This window comes from Glycomyces sp. NPDC048151, assembly GCF_043202775.1.
Classification (GTDB): domain Bacteria; phylum Actinomycetota; class Actinomycetes; order Mycobacteriales; family Micromonosporaceae; genus Glycomyces.
The window spans coordinates 615,395-640,933 of record NZ_JBIDBB010000003.1; the positions used below are offsets into that span (position 1 = coordinate 615,395).

Genomic DNA, 25,539 nt, shown 5'->3' on the forward strand with positions numbered 1-25,539 from the left:
CGAGAGACGCCGCCCATCAATACTCCAATAAGGACGAAAGAATTTCTCGGATTCGATCTCCAGTTCGAATCCGCGCCCCGATTCGATGTATAGACTGGGCCGTGACCGCTTTGCCCCCGTCGAACAAGGACCCCGTCGTGATCGAGTTCGAATCGGTGTCGAAGACCTATCCCGGCCAGACGACCGCCGTCGCCGACTTCTCGCTGGTCGTGCCGTCGCACCGCACGGTCGTGCTCGTCGGCTCCTCCGGCTCCGGCAAGTCCACCCTGCTGCGCACCGTGAACCGCATGGTCGAGCCCACCTCCGGCCGCGTCCTCATCGACGGCGAGGACGTGCGCGAACGCGACCCCGTCGCCCTGCGCCGCTCCATCGGCTATGTCCTCCAGCACGGCGGCCTCCTCCCGCACCGCACCGTGCTCGACAACATCGCCACCGTGCCCGTCCTCAACGGCGTCCCCAAGCGCCAGGCCCGCACGGCCGCAAGCGAACTGCTCGAACGCGTCGGCCTCGACGCCAAGGCCGGACGCCGCTACCCCGGCCAGCTCTCCGGCGGCCAGCAGCAGCGCGTGGGCGTCGCCCGCGCGCTCGCCGCCGACCCGAACATCCTGCTCATGGACGAGCCCTTCGGCGCGGTTGACCCGATCATGCGCCGCGAGCTCCAGGACGAACTCCTCCGCCTGCAAGCGGAACTGCGCAAGACCATCGTCTTCGTCACCCACGACGTCGACGAGGCCTTCCTCCTCGGCGACGAGGTCGTGGTCCTGCGTGAGGGCGGCGTCATCGCCCAGCAGGGCACGCCCGCCGAGGTCCTCGGCTCGCCCGCCGACGACTTCGTGCGCGACTTCGTCGGCGCCGACCGCGCCGAACGCGAACTCCACATCACCGAAGTGGACGGACGCACCATCGCCGTCGACGCCTCCGGGCGCCCGGTGGGGGTGCTCGCGCCTTGAACTGGCTCACCCTCAACTGGCCGCAGGTCGTCGAACTCACCCGCGACCACCTGCTCCTCAGTGCCCCCGCGATCCTTCTCAGCGTCCTCATAGCCGTCCCCATAGGACGCCTCGCCCAGCGCCGGCCCCGCCTCGGCGGCGCGCTTCTGGGCGCGGCGAGCCTCCTCTACGCCATCCCGGCCCTGCCGCTGCTCATCATCATCCCCGTGGTCTTCGGCATCCCCCTGCGCTCGCCCGCGACCATGGTCATAGCCCTCACCGTCTACGGCCTCGCGCTCCTGGTGCGCAGCGCCGCCGACGCCTTCGCCTCGGTCGACCCCCGCGTTCGCGAAGCCGCCGTCGCCGTAGGCCATTCGCCCCGCAGCGTCTTCTGGCGCGTCGACCTGCCGCTCGCGGTCCCCGTGCTCCTCGCGGGCGTCCGCGTCGTCGCCGTCTCCACCGTCAGCCTCGTCACCATCGGCGCCCTCATCGGCGTCCCCAGCCTCGGCACGCTCCTCACGGACGGCTTCCAGCGCGGCATCCCCGCCGAAGTCGCCACCGGCGTCGTCGCCACCATGCTTCTTGCCCTGCTGTTCGACGCCATCCTCGTCACCGCCGGACGCATCCTCACCCCCTGGACGATCACCCACCACGAACGCCTGCTCCCGCAAGGGAAGACGACATGAACCTCTTCCTCGACGCCCTCGCCTGGCTCGCCGAGCCCGCCAACTGGGCCGGCCCGGGCGGCGTCCCCACCCGCGTCCTCCAGCACCTCGCCATCACCTTCGCCGCCGTCGCCGCCGCCGGAGTCCTGGCCCTCCCCACCGGCATCCTCATCGGACACATCGGCAAGGGCGCGGGCCTCATCGGCGCGATCGCCGGAGCCGCCCGCGCCATCCCCACCCTCGGGCTCCTCACGCTCCTGGGCCTCGCCCTCGGCATCGGCCTCGACGCGCCCTTCCTCGCGCTCGTCGTCCTCGCGATCCCGTCCGTCCTCGCGGGCGCGTACGCGGGCGTCCAGAACGTCGACCCCACGGTCACCGGCGCCGCCAAGGCGATCGGCATGAGCCCCAGCCAGGTCGTCTTCCAAGTGGAGATCCCGCTCGCCGCGCCCGTGGTCATCGGCGGCCTGCGCGCCGCGACCCTCCAGGTCGTCGCCACCGCCACCCTCGCCGCCTACACCGCCGACTTCGGCCTCGGCCGGTACCTGTTCTCCGGCCTCAAATCACGCGACTACGCCGAGATGCTCGCCGGAGCGCTCCTCGTCGCCGCGCTCGCCCTCCTGCTCGAACTCCTCCTCGCCGCCGCGCAGCGCGCCGCCGCCCGGCGGATCGCCGCGCCCGCCCGATCCTCAAGCGCGGCAGCACAGCCCGAGAATCCCCGACAGAAGGAAACCGTATGAACACCCGCATCAGGGCCCTGGGCGCGGTCGCGCTCGCGGCCGCCCTCACCGCCACCGGCTGCTCCTCGGAGGACCCGCTCTCCAGCGGCGAATCCGACGGGGAGACCATCGTGATCGGCTCGCAGGACTACTACTCCAGCGAGATCATCGCCGAGGTCTACGCCCAGTCCCTCGAAGACGCTGGGTTCACTGTGGACAGACAGTTCCGCATCGGCCAGCGCGAGGCCTACCTGCCGGAGATCGAGGGCGGCTCGATCGACCTCTTCCCCGAGTACACCGGCCCGCTGCTGCAGTACTGGGTCCCCGACACCGAGGCGCGCCTGAGCGAGGACGTCTACGCCGCCCTCCAGGAGGCCACTCCCGACGGCCTGCGCGTCCTCGACCAGTCCGGCGCGACCGACCAGGACTCGTACACGGTGACGCAGGCGTTCGCCGACCAGTGGTCACTTGCCACAGTGGACGACTTGGCGAACGTGACCGAGCCGATCACCATGGGCGCCAACTCCGAAGCCGAGACCCGCCCGAACGGCCCGCAGGGCCTGCTCGACACGTACGGCATCGAAGTCGGCTTCACGCCGATCGAGGACGGCGGCGGCCCGCTCACGGTGCAGGCGCTCAACGACGGCGACATCCAGATGGCGATCATCTACACTGCCGACCCCTCCATCGCCGCGAACGACCTCGTCTCCCTGCAAGACACGAAGGGCCTGTTCCTGGCCTCGCACGTGGTCCCGCTCGCGAGCGACAACGTGAACGACGAGGCCGCGGCCGTCATCGACGCCGTGAGCGCCGCGATGACCCCCGAGGACCTCATCGGCATGAACTCCCGCAGCGTGAACGAGGAGCTGCCCGCCGAGACCATCGCGAAGGACTGGCTCGCCGAAGCGAACATCGGCTAGCCCCGGACCGCCGACGCCTCCTCCGCTCGCCAAGCGGGGGAGGCGTTGCCGTCGTCAGGCGGCGGCGAATTTCCGGACGGCCTCGGCGAGTGCCCGCGGCTGGTCCACCGGGATCAGCGTCCCGCAGTCGTCCAGTTCGACGAGTTCGGCCCCGAGCAGCTCGGCGAGGCGGCGGCCGTGCTCGAGCGGCATCATCCGGTCCTGCCTGCCCCAGACGACGAGGACCGGGTTGGGGAACCCGGCGAGTCCTTCGGCGGCTTCGAGCATCTCGCCCCTGTCCGTGGCGCGCAAGTATCTGACGAGGTCGGCACGCACGGCGCTGTCGGTGCGCAGCGGCCGGAGCCAGCCGTCGGTGAGGTCGTGCGGCACGCCTTTGGCGGTCATCACGGCGAAGCCGGTGCCGGGGATGCGTCGCAGCGGACGCGGCGTCAGCGCGAGGGCGAGGAAGCGGATGCCGCCGGGGATCTTCGCGGCGGCGGCCATCATCGTCCCGCCTGCCTTCGGCGGATAGTTGTCGAAGGCCTCGCACCCGGCGATGACCATGCGGCCCACGCGTTCCGGCCGTTCCGCGGCGAGCTGCTGGAGACGTCCGGCGTCGTTCTCGACGAAGACCGTGTCGTCCGGGAGGCCGAGCGCGTCGGCGAACTCGCCGATGAGGCGCGCGGTGGTGCGCGGCGTGAGGTCGACGTCGGGGCGCAGTGGGATCGCGTGGCTGCCGTACGGGAGCGTCGGGACGATGACGCGGTGGTCGGCGGCCAGGTCGGCGGCGACGTCGCGCCAGACGGTCGCGTTCTGCACGAGCCCGTGCAGGAGTACGACGGCGGGCCCGGAACCGGTGTCCTCATAGGAGACGGTGCCGAGGGAGAGATCGATCTGGGGCATGGGTGGCCCTTCTGCTCGACGGGTGCTTCGAGCCCGACCCTATCCCTTGGGGCGCAAGCGGGCCCGGCACGCCGGTGCCGGGCCCTTCTCGATTAGCGCTTCATGAGGGCGAAGACGCCCCAGCCGAGGTAGTCGCGCTGGTAGCGGACGTGGTTGGTGCGGCTGGTGTCGAGCCGGTGCCGCATCTCGGCGGCGAGCTCGTGGCCCGGGTTCGCGTCGAGCCAGCGGCGGGTGTTGAGCCACTGCGCGGCGGCGTACCGGTCCCAGGTGTCCTGGTCGGCGAGGACCATCTCGACGACGTCGTAGCCGAGGCCGTCGAAGTGGTCGATCAGGCCCGGGAGCGGGAACCGGTCGTCCTTGCTTTCCATGTAGCAGCCTCTGACGGTGGCCTCGTCCGGCGGGTCCAGCCGCCAGTACGGCTCGCCGATGAGCATGAGGCCGTTCGGCTTCAGGCTCTGCTCGAGGAGCGCGACGGTGCCTGCGGCGTCGCCGCCGATCCAGGTGGCGCCGATGCACGCGGCGATGTCGACCCGTTCGGGCGCGACGTGCCCGGCGGCGTCGCCGTGGACGAACGCGACCCGGTCGCTCACGCCGAGTTCGGCGGCGCGGGCCTGGGCCTGACCGGTGAACGCGGTGCTGATGTCGACGCCGGTGCCGCTGATCCCGTGGTCGCGGGCCCAGGTGCAGAGCATCTCGCCCGAGCCGCTCGCGAGGTCGAGCATGGTCTGGCCGGGCGTGAGGTGCAGTGCTTCGCCCAGGTCGGCGAGCTTGCGGCTATCGAACGGGTTGTGGATGCGGTGGCTGCTCTCGGCGATGACGAATGACTGTGGGAGATCCACTATGGAGGTCCTTTGTTCCGGATGATCGGTTGACGGTGTCGAAGAGCGGCCGGCCTCGGCCGACCGCGTGCGCCTGGACCTTCAAAAAATCAGCCTCCAAAACTCGTGGACCTGCGGTGTCGCCGCACTGTACGCCCGGGGAGCACGCCGTGTCGAGCGGATATCCGCCGTCCTGATAGCGTTTTCTGCATGAGCGAGCCGATGCCGTCCGCCTTCCCGCTGCGCCTGCCCGAGATGCCGCTGCACGACCCGTACGTGGTCGCCGACGCCGAGTCCGGCCTGTACCACCTCTACACCGCCAACCAGGGCTTCACCGCCGACGCCGCGGGCCCTGTCTCGAACGCCGGGGTCGGCACGATGTGCTACCGCTCCCCGAACCTGCGCGACTGGGCCGAGCCGGTGCCGGTCTTCCTTGTGGCCGAAGAGGAGTCGCCGTGGGCGGTGCACGGCGCGTGGGCGCCGGAGGTGCACCGCTGGAACGGCCGCTGGTACCTGTTCACGACCCTCCACGACACCGATGCCCCACTGCCCGTGCCGGATCCGGGGGAGTTCGGCACGCCGTTCCCGGTCCCGAACTACCGCCGGTCGACGATCGTGGCGGTCGCCGACTCGCTCACCGGCCCGTTCCGCATGGTCAGGCCCGAAGCGCCGATCCTCCCGCCCGAGCTGATGACCCTCGACGGGACCCTGTTCGCCGACGACGACGGCCGACCGTGGATGGTCTACGCCAACGAGTGGCTGCAGCGCATCGACGGCACGATCGAGGCGTTTCCGTTGTCCGACAAGCTGGACGCGGTCGCGGGCGACGCGGTCATGCTCTTCAAGGGCTCGGACGCGAACTGGATCACCCGCGACCTCCCTGCCGGGGTCCCGCACCAGATCGCGCCGTACGTGACGGACGGCCCGCAGCTGGTCCGCGCCCCCGGCGGCGCGCTCGTGTGCCTGTGGTCGACGTACGAGAAGAACCGCCTCACCGAGGGCGGCGTCGACGGCGACTACGTCCAGACCTGGGCCGTCTCGCCCTCGGGCCGCCTCGAAGGCCCTTGGGAGCAGAGGGAACCGCTCGTGCGCGGCGACTCGGGCCACGGGATGCTGTTCACGACCTTCGAGGGCGGCCTCATGCTCGTCCTCCACCGCCCCTTCACCGGCGCGCGCGGCAAGCTCTACGAGATGGCCTGGGACGGAGGCGAACTCCGCGTCGTCCGCCAGCGCACCGACCTCGACGGCGACTGACCCGGCCGTTCCACCATGGAGCGGCCGGGTTCGCGCGTGCTACCACGCGACGGGTCCGAGGCGGTCGATGAAGATCCCGCTCGGGCCGTCGGCGTCGAGGGTCGCGAGCTCGATGAACGGGTCGGTGCCCTCGGTGACGGTGAGCTGGCCGCGGTGCCCGTTCATGTCGGTCGCCGTGAACTTGCCGGTCGAGACCTCCCCGGGGGTGACGAGGTTGAACTTGATCCCCGGGAGCGCCTGGGCGTACCGGACGGTGATCATGTTCAGGGCCGCTTTCGAAGAGGTGTAAGCGAGTTCGTGCATCTTCGAGATGCCCTGCGCGGGGTCGGTGACGACGGCGAACGAGCCGCCGCCGCTCGACACCATGACCACGCGCGGGTTCTCGGCCCGCTGCAGGAGCGGCAGGAACGCGTGCGTGACCCGCACCGGCCCGTACACGTTCGTGTCGTACACGCCGTGGAGTTCCTCGGGCGTGGTGTCGGCGGGGTTGACGAGGTGCCCCGGCGCTCCGGCGTTGTTGACGAGCACGTCGAGCCGGTCGGTGTGCTCGCGCACGAGCCGTTCGGCGGCGGCGACCGACTCGTCCGAGGTCACGTCGAGCGGCACGAGCACGACGTCGGCGCCGTCGGCCGCGAGCTTGTCGGCGGCGGCCCGCCCGCGCTCGATGTCGCGCGAGCCGAGGAACACCTTCCAGCCCATCTCGCCGAACCTGCGGGCCGCTTCGAGGCCGAGGCCTTTGTTCGCGCCGGTGACGAGGACAGTGGTGTGTGACATTCCAGTCTTGTTCGCGCTCATCGTTTGACTTCCTTCTCGCTCGGGTGGAAATTTGGCCTTGCACTTTCACTGACGGACGGCGGCGAGGAAACCAGACAGGTGAGCGGAAAGAATTTTTCGGCGGCGGTGTTCGAGCAGCACAGGCCCCATCTGCGCATGGTCGCCTTCCGGATGCTCGGGTCGCTGAGCGAGGCCGAGGACGCGGTCCAGGAGGCGTGGCTCAAGGCCGACCGGGCCGACACCGGCAGCGTGGAGAACCTCGCCGGGTGGCTCACCACCGTGGTCGGCCGGGTGTGCCTCGACCAGCTCCGCTCACGCAAGTCCCGCCGCGAGGACGCGCTCGAGGACCAGGAGCCCGAGTCCGGGGTTCGGGTGTTCCGCCGCGTCGACCCCGAGGAGGAGGCGGTGCTCGCGGACTCGGTCGGGCAGGCGATGCTCGTGGTCCTCGACGCCCTCTCGCCGGTCGAGCGGCTGGCGTTCGTGCTGCACGACATGTTCGGCGTCTCGTTCGCCGACATCGCGCCTATCGTCGAGCGCAGCCCCGAGACGACCCAGCGGCTCGCGAGCCGCGCCCGCCAGCGCGTCCGCGGAAAGTCCGATGTGGATGACAGTGACCGGATGCGCCGCTACCGCGCGGTCGACGCGTTCCTGCGGGCCGCCCGCGACGGTGAGTTCGCGACGCTGCTCACCCTGCTCGACCCGAGCGTCACGCTCCGCCTCGACGAGCGCGCCCTGCGCCTCAGCCCCGCCCCCGAGGCCGTCGGCGCGCAGGCCGTGGCCGCCGTGTTCAACGGGACCGCGATGCTGGCGCACCCGGTGCTCCTGGACGGCGAGGTCGGCGTCGCGGTCGTGTCGCCGCGCGGCAGCAGGCTCATCATGGTGATGACGGTGGCCTTCGACGGCGACCGCATCTGCGGCATCCACATGGTCGCGGACCGGGACCGCTTGGACGCCTTCGAACTCGCGGTGCCGGAGGGTCACTGAGCCGCCGCGCAGGGCGAACCTCGCATCAAGATATTGACATATGGCAACCCCTTGCCTAAGCTCGGTGGACAAATCGCGTTTTCTTCGCAATTCAACACTGCGTAGCGACGCGACGACCAGCACGGGCCGCGCCCGAACGGGCGCCCCGAACCGAGCGACTCCCGTGAAGGAGCGACACACATGGCAAGGGCACGAACCAAGACCGCGGTCGCGGTCGGCGTCAGCGGCCTCGTGGCCGCGGCGACCACAATGGTCGCCATGGCCACCGCGAACGCCGACCCGGCGGCCGAACCCGCTCAGGACGGCGCGATCTACGCCGCCCCCGACGGCACCGAAGGCGCGGCCGGGACCGAGGCGGACCCGACCACCGTCGCCGCCGCCATCGCCCAGGTCGAACCGGGCGGCACGATCTACCTCCGCGGCGGCACCTACGACCTGTCGGAAACGGTTGCCATCGAACCGGGCAACGACGGCACGGAAGCCGACCGCACCGAGCTCTTCGCCTACGAAGGCGAAGCCCCGGTCCTGAACTTCTCGGCGCAGGCGGAGGACTCCGCGAACCGCGGCCTCGCGATGGGCGGCGACTTCTGGCACCTCAAGGGCATCACCGTCGAGCACGCCGGCGACAACGGCATCCTCGTCGGCGGCTCGAACAACATCGTCGAACGCGTCGTCACCCGCCACAACGCCGACTCCGGCCTCCAGCTCTCCCGGTACACAGCTGGAGCCCCCGAGGAGGAGTGGCCCGCGAACAACCTCATCGTCTCCGTCGAATCCCACGACAATGTGGACTCCGACGGCGAGGACGCCGACGGGTTCGCCCCCAAGCTCACCGTCGGCACCGGCAACGTCTTCCGGTACACGGTGTCCCACAACAACATCGACGACGGCTACGACCTCTACACCAAGGGCGACACCGGCCCCATCGGCGCCGTCGCCATCGAGCACTCGCTCGCCTACGGCAACGGCACCCTCTCCGACGGGTCCCAGGCCGGCGCGGGCGACCGCAACGGCTACAAGCTCGGCGGCGAGGACATCGGCGTCGACCACGTCGTCACCGGCTCCATCGCCTACGACAACGGCAAGCACGGCTTCACGTACAACTCCAACCCCGGCTCGATCACCATGGGCGACAACGTGAGCATCGGCAACGCCGAACGCAACTTCAACTTCGACGAGGGCTCGCACCGGTTCAGCGGCAACACCTCGTGCGACTCGGGCGACGAGGACCGCATCGTCGGCTCCGACGACGGCTCCAACCAGTTCTGGGAGGGCTCGAACGGCTCCCGCTGCGCCGACTACGCCGGTGAGCTCGACTGGAGCTTCGCCGAGGACGGCTCGCTCGTCGTCACCTTCGGCGGCCAGCAGGTCATGGGCTAGCGCCGCAGCGCATCACGCGTCACGCATCACATATCACTCGGCCCGCTCCCGCATCAGGGAGCGGGCCGTGACATTTCGTGTCGCATGATTTAGGTTTTTCCGGGCAAACCCCTATAGTTGGACATGCCAACGCGAACAAGGGGGATACACCATGGGTTTTGCGGACAAGTTCAACGAGCTGAAGGACATGTTCTCGGGGGCCGTCGACGACGTCAAAGGCAAGGCCGAGGAGATGATCGGCGGCGCGGCTGACGCACCGGTCGACCAGCTCGGCGACAGTTCGGCGGCGCCGCCGAGGACCTGCAGGGCCAGGCGCAGGAAGGCGTCGAGAACGCCCAAGGCCAGTTCCAGGAGGGCGTCGAAGGCGCCCAGGGCCAGGCGCAGGAGCACCTCGACGGCGCACAGGGGTCCGTCGAGGACTTCCGGAACCAGACCGGTCTCTAGACCGGGACGAGCGGGCGGGCGGATCTGGTGGATCCGCCCGCCCTCAATCATTCACGCAGCGCGCTTTCCCGCAGCGGCTCAACGGGTGTTCAGCGTCCCGCACAGCCGCACGTAGTCGCCGAACGCGTCCTCCACGCCCTGGATCGACAGCCCGTACCGCGACAGCGAGTACTCGTGCCGCCGGTCCCGCTGCGGACGCGCGAGCACGTTCTCCAGGTTCGCCGCGTCCTTGTCCGTCCACTTCGCGTCGATCGCCTGGTACAGCTTCGGCACCTCGTTCACCGGGTCCGAGTTCAACCGGTGGTACGGCACGTCGATGATCGCGTCCGAAGGCAGCGTGATCCGCGAGTGCCGCCCCCGCTCGATCGACTCGACCAGCAGGTTCAACGCCACCTGCCCGATCTCCTCCAGATCCGGGCGCTTCTGGTACAGCGACCACGACGTCTCCATCAGCGAGCACACCGAACCCATCACCGTAGTCGGATCACGGTGCGTCCAAACGAACTTCGCGTCAGGGAACACCTTCCGGATCACGTCGAGGTCGTTCAGGTGCGCCGGGTACTTCAGCGTCCACCGCTTCGGCTCGCGCCGGAACTGCAGCACCTGCAGCGCCCGCTTCAAGTACACGTAGTCGGCCGTGTAGTCGCGCTCGCCCAGCCACTGCTTGTACTCCGGCAGAGCCGCGCGCAGCGCCAGGTGGTAGGTCCCGTGCGGCAGGATGAACATCGACTCCTCGGGCGCCCGCACCCGGATCGGGTGGATGACCTCCCACGACGGCGCGAACCGCACCATCATCCGCGCCCCGGCCTCCATGGTCTTGATGAACTTGTCGACCTCGGCCTGGTCTTCGGGCACGTCGGTCCGCATCATCTCCCACAGCAGCGGCCCCCGGTGGTCGTCCGAGGCCGCGAGGATCTTGTGCGCCAACGTGGTCGCCGTGCGCGGCAGGCCGACGACGAACACCGGCGCGGTGACCTGCTCGTCGGCGATCTCCGGGAACTCCTGGAGGCGCTGGCGGATCCGCAGGCGGTTCTCCAAGCGCGACTTGGCGTCGAGGAGCCCGGACTGCCAGCCGAACGGCGTCAGCTTCGGCTCGTCGGCGAGGCATTTGAGGTGGAAGCCGAGGTCGGCGATGAACTGCTCCTCGCCCGCGACCGACCACCTGGTCGACTCCTCGACCTGGGCGACGGCCTTCTCCCACGCTTCGAGCGGTCGCTTCCGCCCTCCCGTGGTGGGCCTGAGCATGGCGTTCACGACGCTGGCGGTCAGGGTTGTCCGGCTCATGAAGGGTTCCTCTCGAAGCGCAAGGCCCGCAAGGCGTTAGCTGGCACCGACAGACTACATCCGGTAGTTTCCGGCACCGAGTGACACTCGCCTCCCACCTCAGCGGACGGACAGCCCGCCGTCGACGAACACCGCCTGTCCTGTCACGTAGGCGGAGGCGCGGCTCGCGAGGAACACGGCGGCGCCCGCGAAGTCCTCGGCGAGTCCGTTGCGGCCGATGAGCGTCCGCTCGGCCAGCGCCGCCACCTTCTCGGGGTCCGAAGCCAAGCGTTCGTTGAGCGGGGTCATCACGAACCCGGGCACAAGCGTGTTGGCGGTGACGCCCTGCGGCGACCACGCCTCGGCCTGCGAGCGCGCCAGGGATTCCAAGGCGCCCTTGGAGACGCCGTACGCGCCGCTCTGCACGAACGCCCGGTGCGCCTGCTGCGAGGTGACGTGGATGATCCGCCCGAACCCGCGCGCGGCCATGCCCGGCCCGAACCGCTGCCCGAGGAGGAACGGCGCTTCGAGGTTCACGGTCATCGTCTGGTCCCAGACGTCCTCGTCGATCTCGCCCATCGGCGGCCGCAGGTTGATCCCGGCTGAGTTGACGAGGATGTCCGGCTCCCCGAACGGCTCGACCGCCGCTGCAGCGGCGGTTCGGATGCCGACACGGCTGCTCAGGTCCGCGCTCACCCAGGCCGCCTCGCAGCCGTGCGCGGCCAGCTCGTCGACCGTGGCGGCCAGCGCCTCCCGCCCCCGAGCGACGACCACGACCCGCGCCCCCGCACGGGCGAGGGCGGTCGCGATCGCCTTCCCGATCCCGGAACTCCCACCGGTCACGACGGCGACGCGCCCTTCGAGGGAGAACAATTCGCTGAGGTACTCCTGTGCGCTCATCCCCGAACCCTAGAGCGCTCCGTGATTCCGGTGCCAGTCAGTTCGGTCCATCGACTTCGGCGCTGAGGTCGACGACTTGAAGCGGGTCGCGCAGGTCGAGGACGTGGACGCGCGGGTGGGATTCGCGAAGGAGCTTGACCACGTCCTCCGGCCGCAGCGCATCCAACGCGATGGAGTTGAGGGGGACCTCCCTGGGAACGGTGCCGAAGCCGGGATCGGTGATGCGGCCCCGCTTCCTCTCCTTCTCAGGGAACTTGACGGACTGAGGGACGCCGCGTTTCATCTTGACGCCGATCATGTCCCGCATGCCCGCCCCGCGAGAGGGGCTCCCGTGCCAGACCACCACCGAGTCGATGTGGTGCCACGCAATGACCTTGACTCCCCAGATCAGGCCGCCGCGGAGGAGGAGCCCCTCCTTCCGGGTCGCTATGCGGGGCAGCCGCACGACGATGGCTGCGACCCAGAACCAGGTGACTCCTAGCAGCAGCGCGACCTTGATCGGGATCATGAACGGAACCCACGGGTTACGGGTGACGAGCACGAACACCGTGAGCGCATAGGCGATCGTGCCGCCGAGTGATTGGGTCGATAGGAGTGGCGTCCGCAGGCTCGCGTATCGGGGTGCCGGGGCAGGGGAGGCTTCAGGGGGTGGCGATGTGCTGGTCACGGGGGTCTCCGGAGGCAAGGGTTCGCGGCCCGGCGGTCGAGGGTTCGCAGGGCCGTTGCAAGTCTCGCAGGCCATGGGCGGGCGCGGGGTGCAGGTGAGGTCGGTCGGAACCTGTTCGACGTTTGCGGAAGTGCTGGCGGCGAGCGGGAGTCTCGTTGCGGCAAGGGCGCTTGCCCGATGGCGCGTTGCGTGCGGCGCATGCGGGACGGGGACGGGGAAGCTGACCGGAATCCGCGAGGCGTGGTGCCGAGGTGGCGAAGGCGAGGTTGGCCGGGCGCGAATGGCGCGCGGCGACCGAGGCGTTCGCCTTGCTACGTGGCTCGCTCGTCGCTCTCGGGGGCCGTGACGGTGAAGTCGACCTTGAGGGCGAAGCGGTCGGCGACGTAGGCGCTTTCGGTGTGCTCCAGGGGTTTGCCGTCCTGGTCGAGGATGGTGCGGACCTCGACGAGCATCGGCTGGCCGACTGGCACGCCGAGTTCGCCGGCGTCCGCGCCCGCACTGCGGGCGGTGAGGAGGGAGGAGCCGAGGGTCGGGTGGTGTCCGAGGCCGCGCAGCGCCCGGTGCAGGGACCCGTGTTCCAGGTCGTTGTCGAGCAGGGGGGCGAGCGAGGCGGGGAAGGCAGCGCGCTCGATCGCGACGGGCTGGTCGTCGAGGTACCTGACGCGGCTGATCGCGACCACCGTCTGCGGCGGTTTCACCATGTCGCCGTAGAGCGCTGCCCGTTCACTCGGCTCTGCGGGCCGGACGGACGCCGCGAGCACCCGCGAGCGCACGGTCTTGCCTTCGGCCCGCGCCTGGTCGTGGAAGCTCAGCAGCGTGCCGACGGGTCGGGACGCCGCCGCCTGGCGGACGAAGCTGCCGCGTCCGGGCACGCGTTCGAGGAGCCCGTCGCGTTCGAGCGCGGCAAGCGCGGCCCGGACGGTCATGCGGGCGACCCCGAACTCCTCGGCCAGACGGGTCTCGGCCGGGAAGGGGTCGCCGTCGGCGGCCTCGGCCAGTCGGCGGCGCAGTTGCTGCTCGATGCGCTGGTAGAGCGGCGGCGACGTGGCCATGTGTGCGACTCCTCATGGTGGCCGTGATCTGTCTAGACAATCTGATCGTAACCAGTCTATGCTGTCTAGACAATTATTGGTATGCGTTTGAGAAGGAGTTCGCCATGCCCGTCGCACCGATCGAGGCCGCCCGCTGGACCGGCCCGCTGCCCACTACCGCCGAAGTCGCCGCCATGATCGACCATTCGCTGCTGCGGCCCGAACTGACCGCCGCCGAGATCGCCGCCGGGCTCGCGGTCGCCGTCGAATACCGCACCGTCTCGGTGTGCGTCCGGCCCGCCGATGTCGTCACTGCGGTCGCGGCGCTGGACGGCAGCGGCGTCCTGGTCGGCACCGTGGTCGGCTTCCCGCACGGCAGCGAGACCGTCTCGACCAAGGTCCAGGAGACCGTCGCAGCAATCGACTCCGGAGCGAGCGAGATCGACATGGTCGTCAACATCGGTCGTGCGCGGGACGGCGAGACCGCTTATGTGCAGGACGAGATCGCCGCCGTTGTCGAAGCGGCCGAGAGACTTCCGGTGAAGGTGATCGCCGAGAACGCGTACCTGACAGAGCGAGAGAAGATCGCCGTGTACCGCGCGACCGAGGCCGCCGGGGCGGCCTATGTCAAGACGAGCACGGGCTTCGCGCCCGGGGGCGCGACTGCCGTCGATATCGCTCTGATGCGTAGGACGGTCTCGTCTCGGGTTGGTGTCAAGGCCGCTGGCGGTGTGCGGACGCTGGACGTCTTGCTTGAACTGCATCGTCTGGGGGCCACCAGGTTCGGTGCGACCGCTACGGCGGACATCCTCGACGATCTGGAACTTCGCTGCGCTGGCTGACCCTCCGCATGCTTTTGGTTGCGGTTCAAGCGGCCAGCGACGAAGAGGCGGAATCGGGGTGGGGGTTCGTCGGCGGCTTGCTGGTTTGTCTTGAGGGCTCGCCCGCGAGAGGTGTTCGACCGCGTGGGCGACACTCCCGACCGCGTGGGGCGGGGCCGCTTTCTCCTTGCGGTGCAAGCGGGTCGGCGCGAAATGTGAGAGTCTTCTACGCCTGTGGGTGATGACAGTTCCGTACGGGTGAGCGATAATTGAGGTACGCACGAAGGACAGGCAAGAAACGCAGTTCAGGTGTCAAGTAGGTGCAAGCAGACTAAGCCAAGCCTCTGGCCTACTGGCAAACCGGACTTCTTCCGAGACGACGGCCCCGCTAGCTGGGGTTCCCTCCGATGGTTTGGGGGCGTCCGATCTCATCCTCTCGGTGCTATCGCGTTCCGCAGCTGACCATGGCCTTGTTGTAGGGCCGTGCTGGGTGGAAGATCGCTGGCTTGGATCACCTGAGCCAGAGGCAGTGCCAACTGAGCGAGGCACAACACGGAAAGACCCGCGAACCTGCTCGGTCTCCAAGGCGGGCAGGGTGAGCGGAAGGACGCGGCTTACGGTGCATGAACGGGCGATGCCGGCCGGGCATTAGAGGACCCGGTCTCCCCATCGCTGATTTGCACGGTGACCGCACTCGCAACACCTCCGGCCATCAGGGCACCGCCACGGTGTTCCCGGGGGCGGAAGTAACACCCCCCGACCACAAGGACACCGCCATGGTGTCCGGGAACGGGACTGCCAGCTCGACCTGCGCGACACCTCGGTGTCTTCAGGTTGGGAACGCCACCAGCTCGACTACCAGGGTGCTTTCGTGTCTTTGGGTCGGGCGCACCACCGCCGCGCTCACGCCGACGAGAGCGGCACGGGAGGAAGGTCCTCCCGGACATGGCGAGACCGGTCGAACTCCACCTTGTCCGACCGGTCTCAGGAGCCAAGTCTAGAAGTCGAAGCGGCTTGGTTTTGCGACCAACTCGCGGGAGTTTTTCAAAATCCACCCGCACCACTGGTCGCCCTGCCACGCACCCCGCCAGATCGCGGGTTCGCTCGGGTCGTCGCTGAAGCGGCAGACTTCGTGAGGGCCCACGCCGTCATCGCAGTCGACTCGATACACGCTGGGTGTACCCGGGGGAGTCGAGACGTAGACGACGGAGAACTCGGCGCGGTATCGCCGGAACTTCCCGAGGCAGTGTTCGCCTTCGGGTTCGGCCGGATCGTCGAAGGTCGTTTCAGCCACGGCAGAACCGGATCTTCCCCGGCGTGGCTGGCTGAGGAGAGTTGGAGGTTTGAACGGAGTGGAAGGCCTTGAACGCGTTGTTGCGCGCCCACTCTCGCCACTCGGGCGAGGCCGAGCGCCACTCCTCGTTCCAGGTTGCATGGAGGTTCCCGGAGTTGAGGCCGGAGACGATGAGGATGGGGTCGGACTCGCTTCCTCTGGTGTACACCGAGAATGAGTCTGGTGCGGTGGTGCTCGAGGCCCGGACGACGAAGGCACGTCGGCCGTCGCTGAACTTTCCTCGCTCCAGAGGGTCTGGATTGGCTTGGCTGTTGCCGGGCTTCGGCTTCGCGGCTCGATTGTGCATCGCGACCTCCAATGGAGAGAGTGTCAGATACCTGACAGTGGCGATGCCGAGGAGGACTCCGCTGCCCACCAGAAGCCCCTGCCGCGCAGTCGCTCCCCGGCATACCCACCGCCCGCGAGCCGGGAGGTGACCCGCGATGAGACCAACATAGGCGATGTTTGAGCAGGTCAATAGGTCTGCGGCCCTTTAAATGTCGTCGTTCGACGACAGTGTCACAATGCCGTTGCACAATAATTGAACGAAAATATTGTGCATCGTTGTTGTGCACGAAAATTGGTTGCTGTGTCGGAGGTTTTCATAGCACTGCAACATGGGATCATCGACTACCACCAGTCATCGACCCAGCGCAGGGGAGCAACGCAATGGGGTCTCTTCGATACTCGGAACTCATCGAATGGTTCGTGACGGCCGAACTCATGGCGATCCGAGACGAGAGGGGCTGGTCGCGATCTAGGCTCGGCGCTGCGATCAACAAGCATGCCAACACGATCCGTGGTTGGGAGATCGGTGACCGGCTCCCCGACAAAGCGAATGTCGCGCTCATCTGTCGAATTCTCCAGGTTGATGCGGCGCGGGCGGCGTTTTTGGAGCATGTCACTGAAGAGCTGAACCGAGGGCCGGAGTTGATCTCAGACCTCGGCAAGCGGAGCCTCTTCATCGTGGAGAGCGCCGAACGCCGTTACGGCGAGTTCATTACCTGGGACCCTGTCTACTTGCACGGACTGGCTCAGGAAGAGGCCTACCACATGAACCGGCTTGATGAACCGCTGGAAGGGGCGGCGTTCAAGATCAAGCACTGGCGGCGAAAGGAGCGTCGCCAGGCGGACTTCTTCGGCCGAACGGATGGGCCAAGCATGACGCTCCTCGTGCCGGAGGACGCCATGACTGACCTTGCATATCTGAGCGAATCGGACCGGCAAGCGCAGATCGATCGGCTCCTTGCAATCGATGCCAGACCGCAATGCGGGGTTCACGTTGTCTCGCGACCGTACCGTTCGACACACGCGTTCAGCATTTTCCGCCCTGGAGGTCGGCCGGGTGCGGGCCCCGCTTTCGTGTACGTCGAATCGCTGGACCAGGCCCGTCACATCGTCGAAGCAGAGAAAATCGCCTTGTATGATCGTTTCTCCAGCGTCATGTTGGATGACGCGAGTCGAATCGGAAGGTTCCTCGATGGCTGAGTTCACCAGCTGGCGGAAGAGCTCCCGTAGCGCAAACTCCGCTCAAGCTGACTGTGTTGAGTGCTGCCAGACCTGGAGGAAGAGCACTCGAAGCAGCAATTCCGGACAGGCCGACTGTGTCGAGGCTCGTAACACGACCACTGGTTTCCAGGTTCGGGACTCGAAGCTTGGCCACGACTCCCCCGTGTTCGACCTGTCTGCCTCGGACTTCACCGGCCTGCTTCGCGTAGCTGACCACGCCTGACCAGCCCGGCCGCCGCAAACTTGTCGCCCTCGGCTCCTGTCCTGGAGCCGGGGGCGTTTGTTTGCGCTGCAAGACGTTTTCGGGACTGGTCCCGAGTCTCCTCGGATAGAACGAACACGTTCGCACTGAAGAGGATCGGAGTATGGCGATGGCGGGAAGTCGTTGGTGGAACCGCATGTTCAGCACCTGGAACGCAGAGTCCGAGGTAGCGAGCCTCGAAGACAAGTTCTGCTCCTACACGCTCTTCAGCCCGATCGGAGACATCCCCGACGGCCTGCTGTCGGAACACACCGACGGCCACGAATCGCTTGCCATGGGAGCACCGCTCTGGGAAGCGGCGGCGAAAGGGCGCGCCGGAGACTGGGGCCGCTGCATCCCGGCCTTCCGGAAGGTGCACACCGAGGACGAACGCTGGGACATCCCGTACGTCTGGTTCGCGAGGTTCCTCGACGACCAGGGGAGAGGTGACGCTGCGGTCAAGCTGCTGCGGAACGCGGTCACGATCTGCCGTCGCAAGAGCGTGCTGCTCGACACCGCAGGAGAGTTGAGCCTGTTCAGCGGCCGGGCGCGTCAAGGGCTGCACTTGTTCGCGCAGTCGATCGCGGCGAATCCGAAGGTCCCGAGCCTGGAGGACACCGGCCGCCTGTACCTGTACTGCCGGATGGCAGTGATCTTCGAAGCGCTAGGCGACACGGCCGGGGCGGCTTGGGCCGACGGTTTGCAGCACTTCACCTACATCGATGACCAGGGGCAGCGGGAGATCCGCAGCGCCATCGAGCGCGCCGACATCATGGAGCGCTCGCTCATGTTCGAAGAGGCGCCGCAGATCAGCGCGGCTTTGAGGCGGTACTTCTGATGCGGTCCCTGCTCACTCCAGTCTCATTGTCCGTCACCGCCCTCCTCGGCATGGTGGTCCTGTCCGGCTGCGGCGGTCCGCCGGAGGCGGGTCCGGCCGCTGACGGCACCGACTACACCGCTTGCGAAGACGGCGCATGCGAAGTGGCCGTGAGTGAACCGATGGACCGCGTGATCGGGGCCCCGCATGAGGGCATGGCGACGCTGACGATCACGGCCGTCATCGAGGACGGCATCGAATTCGAAGTGGCGCAGTCGGAGAGCACCAGCAGCGGTTCCCTCAGTGGCATCTGCGAGTCGACCATTACCGCGAACTCGATGTTCTCGACCTGCTTCGACGAGGGTGTGCTGCCTGAGCCCGCCCCGTGGCAGGGCGAGCTCGTCGTGCAGCTGCTCGGCATGAACGACGGGGCGGCGGTCCTGCGGCTGGCTGTGAACTAGCGCCCGAACGTCATACCGTCGCGGGCCAGTCGATGCGGTGGCGCTGGACCGGTCCGAGGTTCTTCTCGGGGTTCATCACGGTCTTGACGAACAGGGGCATGATCAGCGGCAGCACCGCCTGCATCACCGGCCCTGGGGCCTTGACCGCGTTGGACCGCGCCGCCATGGCCGCGATCCGTTCGACCCGGCCGCGCCGCAAGCCCTCGTAAGCGGTGAAGGCGGCCTCCGGGTCGGCGATGTCGCGCAGGCAGCGGGCCAGCTCGATCGCGCTCTCGATGGCGAGCGAAGCGCCCTGTCCCGAGCTGTTGGAGGGTGCATGCACCGCATCGCCCACGAGGACCATCCGGCCCCGGTGCCAGGTGGGGACCGGCGGCATGATGTGGAGTGCGCCGCTGGCCTGGAGGGTCTCGGCCGGGGTCGTCCGGAGGAGGTCGGCGCCGGGGCTGTCGTCGCCGTAGACCTCGTGGAGACGATCCATCCACGTCTCATTGGAGGTCTCACGAACCTCCTTGAAGCTCAACGGCTTCGAGGACGGGAGGTTGACGCCCCACCGGGTGCGTCCGTCCTGGAGCGCCCCGTACAGGTAGTAGCCGCGCTTGCCGAACGCGAACGTCATGATCCCTGCTTCGAGCGGTAGCGCGTGGTCGGCGACTGATTCGAAGCCGAGCATGCCGGTGTACTCGGGTCCCCGGTTCGCGGGGTCGATGATGGGCCGCACGGTGGAGTGGACGCCGTCGGCGCCGATGAGCACGTCGGCGACGGCTTCGGTGCCGTCGGCGAAGACCGCGGTGACCGAAGCGTCGCCCTCGCGGACACCGGTGAGCCGCTTGCCGTAGGCGAACCGCGCCCCCAGGGCCTCGGCGCGGTCGTGGAGAACCCGGTAGAGGTCGGTGCGGTGGAGGAGCCAGAGCGGACCGACTCCGGCGAGGCTCGGGATGGTGATGCGCTTGCGGTTGCCGATGGTCATGTCCATGCGGTGGACGGGCTCTCCGGCGGCGGCCACCGCGTCGGCCGCGCCGATGATGTCGAGGGCGGCGAAGCCGTTGGGGGCCAAGGCGAGTGTGCCGCCGATGCCGTCGGCGCTGACGGGGTAGGCCTCGTAGACCGTGGCCTGGATCCCGGCCATCGCCAGTGCTGCTGCGCTGACGGGTCCGGCGATGCCGCCGCCGATGACGGCGGCGGTCCTCACGTGGGTGGGCATTGGTGCTTCCTTCCTCAGGGTTCGCGTGCGAACCGCCGTGGCGGGAGCGTGGGGTCCGGTTATCCTCGTGGTTGCCGCTCGGGGCCGGACCTGTGCTCTCGTATGGGACGGTTCTGGGTTTCAGCGGGCCCGGCGACGGCGCTGCAACGCCGTCGCCGGGCCCGTGCTTACGGGTTCTGGTCGTCGAGGCTCCTTTCGGCCAGGTCGGCCAGGGCTTCGGGGATCTCGCGGGTGGTGTGGAACGCGCGCCAGGCGTCGAGGTCGGGGAACGTGCCGGAGGCGAGTTCGTCGGCGAACGCCCGCGTCCAGGCGAGGTCGGCTTCGGTGACCGCGAGTTCTTGTTCGCCTTCGACCTGGAACAGGCGGGGGATGCCTTCGCCTTGTGTCGCAAGCGATTCGCGCAGGTCTGTGAGGCGTTCCTCGAGGAGCGCGGCGCGTGCGGCGAGGAGCTGGACGACCTCGTCGGGGGCGATCACGGAGGCGACGGACAGGCCCGAGCGGAACCGGGCGGGGTCGGTCTCGGTGGCGAGGAGTTCGCGGGTCCAGTCGGCCATCTCGGTCCATCCCGCTTCGGTGATCCGGTAGACCGTGCGTTCGGGGCGGTTGCCTTCGCGGCTGGTCCCGGCCGCCTCGATGAAGCCGTGCTTCTCCAGGCTCGCCACGACCGAGTACAGCGACCCCCATTTGACCTGCATATCGCGGTCTTTGCCCCAGCCTCGGAAGGCGCGGGCCATCTCGTAGGGGTGCATGGGGCGGTGGGCGAGGGCGGACAGGACCGCGAGCGCGGTCAGGTTCGACACCTTGCGGCGCGTCCTGCGTTTCCCGGCCATCGGCCTCACCTCGATCCAATACTCGTAATCGAGTATACGAGATCGAGTAATGAGATGCCAGTCCCGCTTCGAGCGGCCGAGACGGGCTTGCGGCCCCGGAGGGTGGGCTCCTACCCTTGTGGAACCCTCCGACCTCGGAACCCCTCGAACCGCATGGAGCACCAATGGAACTCGCGCTCAACCTCGCCGTGGCCTTCGTGTACGGCTACACGATCATCCTCTCCCTGATCGCGATCAGGCGTCAGCAGGCCAAGATCGACTACCACCCGCACCAGGTCCACCCCGATCACGGCATGAGCGAGCACATCGGGGAGCTGATGCTGCACCGGACGGTCGCGCTCTTCCTGATCGCGTCGCTGGGCGTCCGGCTGTTCCTCATGAACGCCGACCCGGCGCTGTGGCTGGCCATCACCCTCACCGTGGTCACGGTGCTCCCGACCGTCTTCATCCTCTTCCCGGTGTGGCGGATGGCCTGGGAAGACCTCACCGCGTGGGCGGTGCCCGCCTACGGGAAGGTCATCGCCGCCGTACTCCTGCTGTGCGCGCTGGGGCTGTGGGCCGACCAGGTGTGGCGGGTAGTCTCGCTGTTCCAGTGAGCCCTGCCGCCGCGAACGCATCGCCCTCGGCTCCTGCTCCGGAGCCGGGGGCGTTCTCGTATCGCTAGCGGTCGTGGTGGCGGCAGACTCCTGGGAAGTACCAGACGAGTCGGTCTGCAAGGATCGCGGTCGCCGCCTCGGTTCTTGACCGATGGCCTTTGCGGCCTTCGGGTTCGCCGTACAGCTCTTCGGCGAGGCCAGCGATGAGCGCAGACAGTTCGAGTGCTGCGCGTTCGGCGTCGGTCGCGGGCTCGACCTCACCGCATTCCTTGCCGTTCTCGACCGCGCGAGCGATCTGGCCGCGCACGACGGCCGCCGTTTCGCGGGCCACCTCCGCCACCGTGGGCACGTCGAGCGCCCTCGCGTGAAAGGCCGTCGCGACCCGGTACTCGCCCCGGCGGGACTCGTCCAGCGGCCACAGCTCCGGCATGCAGCGCAGCAGGATCGCCCGGATCGGCTGACGGTCGGCTTCGCCCTCGGCGACCATGCGGGCCACGCGCGCGAGCTGGTGTTCGGTCATCTGCCTGTAGGCGAAGAGCAGCAGGTCGTCTTTCGAAGCGAAGTAGTGCTGCACCAGTCCCACCGAGAAGCCCGCCTCGCGTGCGACAGCGGCCATGGTGGCGGCGTCGAGTCCGGCGTGGGCGATGAGCCGATGCGTGGCGGCCGCCATCTGCTGGCGGCGGAGGTCGTGGTCAGCGGTCCTGGGCACGGTTTAACCATACCGGTGTATGGTTTTGAGGAAGCCATATGTTCATACGGTTATTCCGATCCTCCCGCGACACCCCGCGGCCACCCGCAAGGAAACCCATGCACACCACCGCACTCGCGGCCGCAGCACTCGCGCTGGCGGCCGGGCCCGTCCCACCGCCCCAAGCCCCCACATCCTTCGCCGACCTCGACGCCTACATCGAGGAGCGCTTGGAACAGACGAGCGTCCCCGGCGCGGCCTGGGCTGTCGTCAGCGCAGACGGCATCGAGCACCAGGCGGCCTGGGGCGAGGACGGCGCGGGCGAACCCGTCACCGACGCGACCCTGTTCCTGTGGGGCTCGGTCGCCAAGCCCGTCACCGCGACCGCCGTCATGACCCTCGTCGAAGACGGCCGCATCGACCTCGACGAACCCGCGCGCACCTACCTGCCGGACTTCACCCTCGCCGACCCGGACCGCGCCGACCGCATCACCGTCCGCCACCTGCTGGAGCAGACCAGCGGCATCCCCGAAGGCACCGGCGTCACCGACCGCTTCGACGCTGGCGCGGACCCCTATGGCGACGCCCTCGCCGACCTGGCCGAGAGCGAGCCGTTCGCCGACCCCGGCACCGAGTTCGAATACGCGAGCGCCAACTACCTCGTCCTCGGCGCGCTCGTCGAAGCCGTCTCCGGCATGCCCTACGAGGACTACCTGCGCGAAGCCGTCCTCGACCCGCTCGGCATGGACACGGCGGTCGCCGACGCCGAAGCCGCCGCCTCCGTGCCGGACGGCCACACCTACGTCGTGGGGCAGGCGGTCGCGATCGACGCGCCGTTCGACCCGACCGGCCCCAGCTACGGCTACCTCGGCGGGTCGGCCACCGACCTGGCCGCGTTCGCCGCAGCCAGTCTGCCCGGCGGGTCCGGTGCCGTGAACCCGGATTCGTCGGCGCTCATGCAGACCCCGGCCGTACCGGTGAACGAGCGCATGGACTACGGCCTGGGCTGGAAGATCGACGACGACCGAAACGCCGACCTGGGGGCGACCACGGTCTTCCACACCGGAGGCGCGCCCGGCTATTCGGCGGCCGTCATCCTCCTGCCCGAGCTCGACCGCGCGGTGGTCGTCATGCAGAACGCGTACGGCCACTTCCAGGACGGCGCGCTCGTCGGCACCGCGCTGGGCGCTGCCCGGGTCGCGGCCGGGGGCGAGGGGTACGAGCTCGAGTCCGACTGGCTCTATCCGGTCGCGCTCATCGCCGTCGCGGTGCTCGTGCTGCTCGGCGTCTTCGTCGTGATCCGGACCGTCCGGCAGGTCCGGCGCGGTGCGAAGCCGGCGGGTCGGCGCTGGCTGGTGTGGGCGGCGATGGCCGGTTGGGCGGTCGCCGGTGCGACCGTGGCGTACCTTGCGGCCGTCGCGGTCCCTGCGATGGCCCCGAGTCGGATCCTGTTGCAGCTCTTGGCACCTGACCTCGCTGAGGGTCTGTACGTCCTGGCCGTGGTCGCCGTCGCGGCCGCCTCGGCGCGGTTGTGGCACGGCGCGATGCGCCTGAGGCTCGGCCGCGCGCAGAGCGACAGGGAGTGACCGCCGGGGCGGGAGGTTTTCGCTTTGCTTTGTCGCCGCCGGGGCATAGCGTGTCTGCATGACCGCAGCAACAGACGTCGAACCCGATACGGGCCGGCACCAGTCGGCCCGACCCGTCCTCGTCCTGGCCGCGCTGGCCATCGTCTACGTCGTATGGGGCTCGACCTACCTCGGCATCCGGATCATGGTCGAGGACATCCCGCCGATGATCGCGGCCGGTGCCAGGTTCGCCTGCGCTGCAGTCATTCTCGCGCTGATTCTGATGGCGCGGGGCGGGTTCGCCCGGCTGGCGTTGAGCCGGGCCGAGCTGCTGTCGTGCGCGCTGATCGGCCTGCTGCTGCCCGTCCTCGGGCAGGGCCTGGTGACGATCGCCGAGAGCGGCGGCGCGCCTTCGGGTCTGGTCGCGCTCCTGATCGCGGCCGTGCCGCTGTGGGTGCTGCTGTACCGGGTGCTGGCGGGGGAGCGGCCGAAGAAGGCCACCGTGGCGGGTGTGCTCATGGGCTTCGCCGGGCTCGCCGCGCTGCTCATCGCGAACGGCGTGGGCGGCGACTTCCCGTTCTGGACGATCGCGCTCGTGATGTTGTCGACCGCGTCGTGGGCGTTCGGGTCGTGGCTGCAGCCGCGGTTGAAGATGCCGAAGGACGCGTTCGTCGCGGCCGTCTACGAGATGGCGATCGCCGGGGTCGTGCTCCTGGCGGTCGGCTTGGCCTCGGGCGAGCGGTTCGAACTGGCCGTGTACTCGGCGCGGTCGTGGGCGGCGTGGGCGTACCTGGTGGTCTTCGGGTCGGTGGTCGCGTTCTCGGCCTATGTGTGGCTGCTGCAGGCGGCGAACATCTCGCTCGTCGCGACCTACGCGTACGTGAACCCGCTGGTCGCGGTGTTCCTCGGCTGGCTGGTGCTGTCCGAGGCGGTGACGGTGCCGATCATCGCGGGCGGCGCGGTCGTCATCGCGGCCGTCGTGATCGTCGTCAGTACCGAACGCCCGCAACGGAAGGCAGCGGCAGTGAAGGAGCCCGACCATGGCTGAGACCGCGACGTTCGCGCTGATCCACGGAGGCGGCAGCACCGCCTGGGACTGGCATCTCGTCGAGCCGGTGCTGCGCGGGCTTGGGCACGAGGTGATCGCCGTCGACCTGCCGATCGAGGACCCGGCGAACGGCCTCTCCGAGTACGCGGACGCGGTCGTCCAGGCGTGCGGTGACCGGCCGAACCTCGTGGTGGTCGCGCACTCGTGGGGCGGGCTCGTCGCGCCGGTCGTGTGCTCCCGCATCAAGACTGAACTGCTGGTGTTCGTGACCGCGATGGTCCCCGTCCCGGGCGAGTCGCCGAACGACTGGTGGGCCGCGTCCGGCTACACCGATCTCGAACCGGGCGGCGAGGAGGACGTGTTCTACAACGGCGTCCCTGCCGACCTGGCCGAGGAGTGCGAGCGGCGCGCCCGCGAGCAGGCCGGGGTACGCGACGGCGAACCGTCCCCTTTGGATGCTTGGCCTGACGTGCCGACCCGGTTCCTGCTCTGCCGCGACGACCGGTTCTTCCCGCCCGCGTTCGTGCGCGGCATGGTGCGGGACCGCCTCGGCATCGAGCCCGACGAGATCGACGGCGGCCACATGGTCGCCCTCTCCCACCCGCGACCGCTCGCCGAACGGCTGCACCGGTACTGGGCCGAGCTGCAGCGCTAGCTCGAACACGGAAACGGCCCCTCGCGCTGAGCGAGGGGCCGCTTCCTTTGGGGTTACATGGCTCCGGTGAGGTAGAGGGTGGTGCCGACGATGGTCATGAGGAGTGCGGATCCGGGGTGCATCCAGATGGAGGCGCGGATGTCGTGT

General features: G+C 68.8%; 28 protein-coding genes and 1 pseudogene. 16 read left to right on the forward strand and 13 right to left on the reverse strand.

The window, feature by feature from the left end; genetic code table 11:
- Positions 1-137: 137 nt before the first annotated feature.
- The 4 genes from ACGGCP_RS09600 to ACGGCP_RS09615 are packed head-to-tail and all read left to right on the forward strand — an operon-like array spanning position 138 to position 3,230.
- Positions 138-950: an ABC transporter ATP-binding protein gene (locus ACGGCP_RS09600; protein WP_392963605.1), complete on the forward strand. Its 813-nt coding sequence runs from the start codon at positions 138-140 to the stop codon at positions 948-950.
- Positions 947-1,615, forward strand: coding sequence for an ABC transporter permease (locus ACGGCP_RS09605; RefSeq protein ID WP_392963491.1), 669 nt, complete (start codon positions 947-949; stop codon positions 1,613-1,615). The genes ACGGCP_RS09600 and ACGGCP_RS09605 overlap by 4 nt, the downstream gene beginning before the upstream one ends.
- Complete coding sequence (locus ACGGCP_RS09610) at positions 1,612-2,331, forward strand: ABC transporter permease subunit (RefSeq protein ID WP_392963494.1); 720 nt, start codon at positions 1,612-1,614, stop codon at positions 2,329-2,331. Before ACGGCP_RS09605 ends, ACGGCP_RS09610 begins: the two co-directional genes overlap by 4 nt.
- Positions 2,328-3,230, forward strand: coding sequence for an ABC transporter substrate-binding protein (locus ACGGCP_RS09615; protein WP_392963496.1), 903 nt, complete (start codon positions 2,328-2,330; stop codon positions 3,228-3,230). The genes ACGGCP_RS09610 and ACGGCP_RS09615 overlap by 4 nt, the downstream gene beginning before the upstream one ends.
- 54 nt (positions 3,231-3,284) lie before the next feature.
- Here ACGGCP_RS09615 and ACGGCP_RS09620 read toward each other — a convergent pair whose 3' ends face one another.
- Positions 3,285-4,112 (reverse strand): alpha/beta fold hydrolase, encoded by an 828-nt coding sequence (locus ACGGCP_RS09620; RefSeq protein ID WP_392963499.1) that lies wholly within the window; start codon positions 4,110-4,112, stop codon positions 3,285-3,287.
- 92 nt (positions 4,113-4,204) lie between these two features.
- Positions 4,205-4,951, reverse strand: a complete 747-nt coding sequence (locus ACGGCP_RS09625; RefSeq protein ID WP_392963502.1) for an SAM-dependent methyltransferase — start codon at positions 4,949-4,951, stop codon at positions 4,205-4,207.
- A 189-nt stretch (positions 4,952-5,140) separates the two neighbouring features.
- Here ACGGCP_RS09625 and ACGGCP_RS09630 point away from each other — a divergent pair, with 189 nt between their 5' ends.
- The gene (locus ACGGCP_RS09630) at positions 5,141-6,184 is read left to right on the forward strand and encodes a glycoside hydrolase family 43 protein (protein WP_392963505.1); all 1,044 of its coding nucleotides are present in this window, start codon (positions 5,141-5,143) and stop codon (positions 6,182-6,184) included.
- Between the two features lie 39 nt (positions 6,185-6,223).
- Here ACGGCP_RS09630 and ACGGCP_RS09635 read toward each other — a convergent pair whose 3' ends face one another.
- Entirely contained in the window at positions 6,224-6,958 is a 735-nt protein-coding gene (locus tag ACGGCP_RS09635; protein WP_392963508.1) for an SDR family NAD(P)-dependent oxidoreductase, read from the reverse strand.
- Positions 6,959-7,057: 99 nt separating this feature from the next.
- Between ACGGCP_RS09635 and ACGGCP_RS09640 the strand changes: the two genes are divergently transcribed.
- Together ACGGCP_RS09640 and ACGGCP_RS09645 are read left to right on the forward strand one after the other, a co-directional pair.
- Entirely contained in the window at positions 7,058-7,942 is an 885-nt protein-coding gene (locus tag ACGGCP_RS09640) for a sigma-70 family RNA polymerase sigma factor (protein ID WP_392963511.1), read from the forward strand.
- Positions 7,943-8,248: 306 nt separating this feature from the next.
- A pseudogene (locus tag ACGGCP_RS09645) lies at positions 8,249-9,322 on the forward strand (hypothetical protein); the annotation flags it as partial.
- A gap of 111 nt (positions 9,323-9,433) precedes the next feature.
- Here ACGGCP_RS09645 and ACGGCP_RS09650 read toward each other — a convergent pair.
- The 5 genes from ACGGCP_RS09650 to ACGGCP_RS09670 form a co-directional block, all read right to left on the reverse strand.
- Entirely contained in the window at positions 9,434-9,817 is a 384-nt protein-coding gene (locus ACGGCP_RS09650; protein ID WP_392963513.1) for a hypothetical protein, read from the reverse strand.
- Between the two features lie 27 nt (positions 9,818-9,844).
- Complete coding sequence (locus tag ACGGCP_RS09655) at positions 9,845-11,050, reverse strand: sulfotransferase family protein (RefSeq protein WP_392963515.1); 1,206 nt, start codon at positions 11,048-11,050, stop codon at positions 9,845-9,847.
- A 99-nt stretch (positions 11,051-11,149) separates the two neighbouring features.
- On the reverse strand, positions 11,150-11,929 hold the full coding sequence (locus ACGGCP_RS09660; protein WP_392963518.1) for an SDR family NAD(P)-dependent oxidoreductase: 780 nt from the start codon (positions 11,927-11,929) through the stop codon (positions 11,150-11,152).
- Positions 11,930-11,966: 37 nt separating this feature from the next.
- The gene (locus ACGGCP_RS09665) at positions 11,967-12,437 is read right to left on the reverse strand and encodes a hypothetical protein (RefSeq protein WP_392963520.1); all 471 of its coding nucleotides are present in this window, start codon (positions 12,435-12,437) and stop codon (positions 11,967-11,969) included.
- 470 nt (positions 12,438-12,907) lie between these two features.
- Positions 12,908-13,648, reverse strand: a complete 741-nt coding sequence (locus tag ACGGCP_RS09670; protein ID WP_392963522.1) for a GntR family transcriptional regulator — start codon at positions 13,646-13,648, stop codon at positions 12,908-12,910.
- Positions 13,649-13,752: 104 nt separating this feature from the next.
- Here ACGGCP_RS09670 and deoC point away from each other — a divergent pair, with 104 nt between their 5' ends.
- Entirely contained in the window at positions 13,753-14,469 is a 717-nt protein-coding gene (gene deoC / locus ACGGCP_RS09675) for a deoxyribose-phosphate aldolase (protein WP_392963525.1), read from the forward strand.
- Positions 14,470-15,445: 976 nt separating this feature from the next.
- On the opposite strand, the gene ACGGCP_RS09680 is transcribed toward deoC, so the two are convergent.
- Both ACGGCP_RS09680 and ACGGCP_RS09685 read right to left on the reverse strand, forming a co-directional pair.
- The gene (locus ACGGCP_RS09680) at positions 15,446-15,742 is read right to left on the reverse strand and encodes a hypothetical protein (RefSeq protein ID WP_392963527.1); all 297 of its coding nucleotides are present in this window, start codon (positions 15,740-15,742) and stop codon (positions 15,446-15,448) included.
- On the reverse strand, positions 15,735-15,950 hold the full coding sequence (locus ACGGCP_RS09685; RefSeq protein WP_392963529.1) for a hypothetical protein: 216 nt from the start codon (positions 15,948-15,950) through the stop codon (positions 15,735-15,737). Before ACGGCP_RS09685 ends, ACGGCP_RS09680 begins: the two co-directional genes overlap by 8 nt.
- A 539-nt stretch (positions 15,951-16,489) precedes the next feature.
- On the opposite strand from ACGGCP_RS09685, the gene ACGGCP_RS09690 reads away from it, so the two are divergent.
- The 4 genes from ACGGCP_RS09690 to ACGGCP_RS09705 all read left to right on the forward strand — a co-directional run bounded on the left by ACGGCP_RS09690 (position 16,490) and on the right by ACGGCP_RS09705 (position 18,809).
- A complete protein-coding gene (locus ACGGCP_RS09690) occupies positions 16,490-17,269 on the forward strand; it encodes a Scr1 family TA system antitoxin-like transcriptional regulator (RefSeq protein ID WP_392963531.1) in 780 nt (259 codons plus the stop codon).
- Positions 17,262-17,513 carry a DUF397 domain-containing protein gene (locus ACGGCP_RS09695; RefSeq protein ID WP_392963534.1) on the forward strand — a complete coding sequence of 84 codons (252 nt, stop codon included), beginning with the start codon at positions 17,262-17,264 and terminating at the stop codon, positions 17,511-17,513. The genes ACGGCP_RS09690 and ACGGCP_RS09695 overlap by 8 nt, the downstream gene beginning before the upstream one ends.
- 175 nt (positions 17,514-17,688) lie before the next feature.
- On the forward strand, positions 17,689-18,369 hold the full coding sequence (locus ACGGCP_RS09700; protein ID WP_392963536.1) for a tetratricopeptide repeat protein: 681 nt from the start codon (positions 17,689-17,691) through the stop codon (positions 18,367-18,369).
- 26 nt (positions 18,370-18,395) lie between these two features.
- The gene (locus tag ACGGCP_RS09705; protein WP_392963539.1) at positions 18,396-18,809 is read left to right on the forward strand and encodes a hypothetical protein; all 414 of its coding nucleotides are present in this window, start codon (positions 18,396-18,398) and stop codon (positions 18,807-18,809) included.
- Between the two features lie 10 nt (positions 18,810-18,819).
- On the opposite strand, the gene ACGGCP_RS09710 is transcribed toward ACGGCP_RS09705, so the two are convergent.
- Together ACGGCP_RS09710 and ACGGCP_RS09715 are read right to left on the reverse strand one after the other, a co-directional pair.
- Entirely contained in the window at positions 18,820-20,010 is a 1,191-nt protein-coding gene (locus tag ACGGCP_RS09710; protein WP_392963542.1) for an FAD-dependent oxidoreductase, read from the reverse strand.
- 167 nt (positions 20,011-20,177) lie between these two features.
- Positions 20,178-20,840, reverse strand: coding sequence for a PadR family transcriptional regulator (locus ACGGCP_RS09715; RefSeq protein WP_392963544.1), 663 nt, complete (start codon positions 20,838-20,840; stop codon positions 20,178-20,180).
- A gap of 164 nt (positions 20,841-21,004) precedes the next feature.
- Between ACGGCP_RS09715 and ACGGCP_RS09720 the strand changes: the two genes are divergently transcribed.
- Positions 21,005-21,436, forward strand: a complete 432-nt coding sequence (locus tag ACGGCP_RS09720; protein WP_392963547.1) for a hypothetical protein — start codon at positions 21,005-21,007, stop codon at positions 21,434-21,436.
- 64 nt (positions 21,437-21,500) lie between these two features.
- Here ACGGCP_RS09720 and ACGGCP_RS09725 read toward each other — a convergent pair whose 3' ends face one another.
- On the reverse strand, positions 21,501-22,145 hold the full coding sequence (locus ACGGCP_RS09725; protein ID WP_392963550.1) for a TetR/AcrR family transcriptional regulator: 645 nt from the start codon (positions 22,143-22,145) through the stop codon (positions 21,501-21,503).
- A 98-nt stretch (positions 22,146-22,243) separates the two neighbouring features.
- Between ACGGCP_RS09725 and ACGGCP_RS09730 the strand changes: the two genes are divergently transcribed.
- From ACGGCP_RS09730 to ACGGCP_RS09740, 3 genes are read left to right on the forward strand one after another with little or no spacing between them, the layout of a single operon-like run.
- A complete protein-coding gene (locus ACGGCP_RS09730) occupies positions 22,244-23,710 on the forward strand; it encodes a serine hydrolase domain-containing protein (protein WP_392963552.1) in 1,467 nt (488 codons plus the stop codon).
- 58 nt (positions 23,711-23,768) lie between these two features.
- Positions 23,769-24,737 carry an EamA family transporter gene (locus ACGGCP_RS09735; RefSeq protein WP_392963555.1) on the forward strand — a complete coding sequence of 323 codons (969 nt, stop codon included), beginning with the start codon at positions 23,769-23,771 and terminating at the stop codon, positions 24,735-24,737.
- Positions 24,730-25,392 (forward strand): alpha/beta fold hydrolase, encoded by a 663-nt coding sequence (locus ACGGCP_RS09740; protein ID WP_392963558.1) that lies wholly within the window; start codon positions 24,730-24,732, stop codon positions 25,390-25,392. Before ACGGCP_RS09735 ends, ACGGCP_RS09740 begins: the two co-directional genes overlap by 8 nt.
- The last annotated feature ends 147 nt before the right edge of the window (positions 25,393-25,539 follow it).